This is a genomic window from Pseudomonas tremae, assembly GCF_001401155.1.
GTDB classification, from domain to species: Bacteria; Pseudomonadota; Gammaproteobacteria; order Pseudomonadales; family Pseudomonadaceae; genus Aquipseudomonas; species Aquipseudomonas tremae.
This window is the reverse complement of the sequence record NZ_LJRO01000349.1, coordinates 1-356: the sequence shown is the minus strand read 5'-3', so window position 1 is coordinate 356 and position 356 is coordinate 1. Positions and strand designations below refer to the sequence as shown.

Here is a 356-nt window from a genome sequence, read left to right as displayed (position 1 = left end):
CGCGTTGTCTGGCAACAGGCCGAGTATGGCGTTGGCCAGGGTCGACTTGCCGGACCCGGATTCACCGACAATTGCCACGGTTTCACCCCTGGCCACCTGAAACGAGACGCCGCGCACGGCCTGGTTGGTCTGGCCGTCGAAACGGTAGGCGACACTCAGATGACGAATGTCGATCAGTTGGGCGGTATCGGTCATCGTTGAGTCTCTTCCAGAGTGCCGGCGATGTGGTTGAAGCTGAACACTACGCCAACCACGAACAGGCCCGGCAGCAGCGACACCCAGGGCGCGGTCATCAGGAAGTGACGACCATTGGCGATCAGCGTGCCCCATTCGGCAGCCGGTGGTTCGGCACCAAA

General features: G+C 61.8%; 1 protein-coding gene and 1 pseudogene. Both read right to left on the bottom strand.

The features are described 5' to 3' along the window. The coding region (locus ALO43_RS18825; RefSeq protein ID WP_157062342.1) for an ATP-binding cassette domain-containing protein at positions 1-195 on the bottom strand (195 nt) is incomplete at its 3' end. Further along, positions 192-356: pseudogene (locus tag ALO43_RS18820) on the bottom strand (ABC transporter permease); the annotation flags it as partial. The gene ALO43_RS18825 and the pseudogene ALO43_RS18820, both read right to left, overlap by 4 nt.